The organism is Arthrobacter sp. JCM 19049, assembly GCF_001310435.1.
Genome location: NZ_BAXF01000223.1, coordinates 1 through 3483 on the forward strand (window position 1 = coordinate 1; position 3483 = coordinate 3483).

Annotated in this window: 4 protein-coding genes and 2 pseudogenes; 1 reads left to right on the top strand and 5 read right to left on the bottom strand. The window is 65.6% G+C overall.

All coding sequences use genetic code 11. From position 1 onward, the window contains the following. From JCM19049_RS09845 to JCM19049_RS09860, 4 genes and pseudogenes are all read right to left on the bottom strand, one after another. Positions 1-453: pseudogene (locus JCM19049_RS09845) on the bottom strand (hypothetical protein); the annotation flags it as partial. Next, the gene (locus JCM19049_RS20000; RefSeq protein ID WP_279402900.1) at positions 342-767 is read right to left on the bottom strand and encodes a hypothetical protein; all 426 of its coding nucleotides are present in this window, start codon (positions 765-767) and stop codon (positions 342-344) included. The gene JCM19049_RS20000 and the pseudogene JCM19049_RS09845, both read right to left, overlap by 112 nt. Next, a complete protein-coding gene (locus JCM19049_RS09855) occupies positions 713-1048 on the bottom strand; it encodes a hypothetical protein (RefSeq protein WP_054821496.1) in 336 nt (111 codons plus the stop codon). The genes JCM19049_RS20000 and JCM19049_RS09855 overlap by 55 nt, the downstream gene beginning before the upstream one ends. Positions 1049-1050: 2 nt before the next feature. After that, entirely contained in the window at positions 1051-1296 is a 246-nt protein-coding gene (locus JCM19049_RS09860) for a hypothetical protein (protein ID WP_279402901.1), read from the bottom strand. A gap of 185 nt (positions 1297-1481) precedes the next feature. Here JCM19049_RS09860 and purB point away from each other — a divergent pair. Then, a pseudogene (gene purB, locus JCM19049_RS09865) lies at positions 1482-2887 on the top strand (adenylosuccinate lyase). Positions 2888-2994: 107 nt separating this feature from the next. Here purB and JCM19049_RS09870 read toward each other — a convergent pair. Further along, positions 2995-3483 (bottom strand): solute carrier family 23 protein (locus JCM19049_RS09870; RefSeq protein WP_279402902.1); only part of this gene is annotated, 489 nt, incomplete at its 5' end.

Sequence of the window (3483 nt, forward strand, 5' to 3'; positions counted from 1 at the left end):
CGCGCCCGTCCAGCCGGGGACCGGGTCGGAGGCGTCCTCCACGTGCAGCGCCATAATTTGCTGCGGCAACTGCACGTTGCCGATCGGTGCTCCGAGGGTGAGCACCGCTTGGACTTTGAACTTCTGACCAATCAGCGGGTTCTTGGCAAGGTTCACCGCGTGCACCCCGCCCTGGGAGTGGCCGCTGAAGATGATCCGGCTGCCCTCCCGTGCACCGCTTTGCCGCAGCGCCTGCAGGACCGGAGGAATATAGTTCCCGGAATCCTGGCCCAGCGAATCCAGGATTCCCCGGGCGTCAAAAGGGTTCTGCTCCCCAAGCTCGCCGTGGGTGCCCGGAAGGATCACCACGAAGGTTTCCTCACCATCCTGCAAGGTCTTGCCGACGAGGATCCGTGACTCCTGGCGCAGCACCTCGGCCTGCAGCCGGTAGTAGCCCTCCAGGCCCCCGTCCAATTCCAGGGAGGCAATGCTTCGCTGTGCCGGATGCGGATGGACTGCACTGGCAGCTGCTGATTCCCATCCAAGACGCGGGTGAGGTCTTCCAGGAATTCATCCACTTGGCGCTGGTGCGGGTCGGGTTGATTGAACGGGTCAAGCGGGGCCCGCAGCAGCACTCCGAGCAGTTCCAGCATCCGCTCGGTGCTGTCCCGCGGCGGGCTGCCCCGGGTGCTCCACCACTCGCCGACGAATTCGGTGATGGTGCGCGGTGAACTCAGCAGCGCCAGCAGGGTGACAACCCGGTGCTCCGCGGCCCGGGCGTTGTCCATCGCCTGCCCCACCCTTGTCCCCAATTCCCCGGCATTGCCTGGGCGTCGTTGGCGGCAGCCGTGCCCTGCTGCACCAGCTCGGCCAGCTGGGTCAGATGCACCAGCGGTGGGGCCAGTCCGGCCTGGGCCGCAGTGAGCCTGGCCTCGGCGGCGCTGAGCAGGATCCTGCCCTGGGTGGAGGCCAGCAGCTGCTTCACCCGGTGCAGTGCCTCGGCGGCGCGGGCACAGCCGTGTGCGGCGGCCGCGTAATCCTTTTCGCTGTAATTGATCTCATAGCCCATGGCTACGCCGCCAGCTGCAGCCGCAGGATCCGGGTCTCCAGTTCATCAAGTTCGCGGCGGGCGGCAAGGAGCTCGTCCTGGGTTTGGGTGATGTGTCCGCAAAGCCGGTTGATCTCCGCCGCAAGCTCGCCGCTGCGCCGGATGAAAGCCTGCCCGGTCTCGGTGTGCCATGTCAGGGCATGGATTGCCGTTAATTCCCGGATCGCCAAATCAGCGGCTTCCCGGGCTTCGGCCAGGGCGGCCCCCACCGAATCCAATGTTGCGTTGAACATTGCCGTGCACCTCCAGTGTGAAAGTTCTGCGGGCTTCACCTCCCGTTCTGACCCAGCATGGGTGCTGCCCGCCGTTGCGGGCGGTTCCAGCCCGCGGGTTGTGGAGGGTGTGGGGCGGCGTAAAAGATGTGCTTGGCCACAAGTGATGAAAGAATATGGGCATGTCTGAGAATGCGCGCACTTCCCTTGCAAATGAACCGTTGGCACTTGGTGCTCTCGACGGCCGCTACCGTTCGGCGGTCGCCCCGCTGGTCGATTACCTCTCCGAAGCGGCCCTGAACCGCGACCGGGTCCATGTTGAGATTGAATGGCTGATCCACCTCACCGATCATTCGGTGTTGCCCGGGACCTCGCCGCTGAGCGATGAGCAGAAGACCGCGTTGCGCAAGATTGTCACCGACTTCAACGCCGACTCGGTCAAGGAACTGGCCGAGATCGAGGCAGTGACCGTGCATGACGTAAAGGCCGTGGAGTACTACATTGCCAACCGTCTGGAGGGCATCGGCATTGCTCAGCTCAAGCCCCTGGTGCACTTTGGCTGCACCAGCGAAGACATCAACAACCTCTCCTACGCGGTGGGCATCAAGGGCGGGATCGAAAACGTCTGGCTGCCCGCGGCCCGCGACCTGGTCGCCCAGCTGACCAAGATGGCCGAGGAGTCCCGCGAGGTGCCGATGCTTTCGCGCACCCACGGCCAGCCGGCCACCCCAACCACCCTGGGCAAGGAACTGGCTGTGTTGGCCTGGCGCCTGATCCGTCAGCTTCAGCGCATCGCCAAGACCGAGTTCCTGGGCAAGATCAACGGCGCACCGGCACCTACGCCGCCCACTACGCCTCGGTGCCCGGCGCCGACTGGCAGCAGGTGTCCAAGTCCTTCGTCGAACACCTGGGCCTGACCTGGAACCCGCTGACCACCCAGATCGAGTCGCACGACTGGCAGGCGGAACTGTACGCGGACATCGCCCGCTTCAACCGGATCCTGCACAACCTGTGCACCGACATCTGGAGCTACATCTCCATCGGCTACTTCGTGCAGATCCCGGTGGCCGGGGCCACCGGCTCCTCCACCATGCCGCACAAGGTCAACCCGATCCGCTTCGAGAACGCCGAGGCGAACCTGGAGATCTCCAACGGGGTGCTCGACACCCTGGCGGCCACCCTGGTCACCAGCCGCTGGCAGCGCGACCTGACCGATTCCTCCTCGCAGCGCAACATCGGCACCGGAGTGGGACACTCGCTGCTGGCCATCTCCAATGTCGCCAAGGGCCTGGATCGCCTGGATGTTGCCGAGACCGTGCTGGCCGAGGACCTGGACCACAACTGGGAGGTGCTGGCCGAGGCCATCCAGATGGTGATGCGTGCCGAGGCCATCGCCGGGGTCCAGGGCATGGACAACCCGTACGAGCGGCTGAAGGACCTGACCCGCGGACACCGCGTGGACGCCGCCCGCCTGAAGGAATTCGTGGGCGAGCTGGGGCTCTCGGCAGAGGCCGAACAGCGTCTGCAGGCGCTGACCCCGGGGACCTACAACGGGATTGCCGCCCAGCTGGTGGATCACCTGAAGTAGACCCGGCAGCAGCCGTTAAGACCCGTGGGCCGGGCGCCTGTTCTCAGGCGCCCGGCCCACGGGTTTGGTCCGGGTCTCGGCGTTCTCACGGGCCGGACCCGCGCCGCTTACCGTTCCTCGACCTCGGCCTGGAACTTGCGCGGCTCCGGCAACGGCAGCGCCCCGGTCTGGATTTGCTGGAGTTCCTCCTCGGTGACCACCGGTACCTCGTACCCGTCCTTGTCGACCAGCTTCCCGGAGGCGAAGTAGTCCCCGTCCAGCAGGCCGCACACTTCTTCCTCCCGCACCATGCGCGGTGGGGCGGCGGCAAACACGGAGGCGTCCTTGGCCGGGGTTCCGAATTTCATCTCGTTGAACAACAGGTTCAGCAGCACGGCCATCAGGGCGGCCGAGGAGATCCCCGAGTCGAAGATGGTGGCGAACCATTCCGGGAAGTTCTGGTAGATGCCGGGGCTGACGATGGGCAGGCAGCCAAACGCGATGGAGGCGGCGACCACCACCAGGTTCAGCCCGTCATACTTCACGCTGGACAGGGTGCGGATGCCCGAGGCGGCCACCGTGCCGAACAGGACGATGCCTGCGCCACCCAACACCGG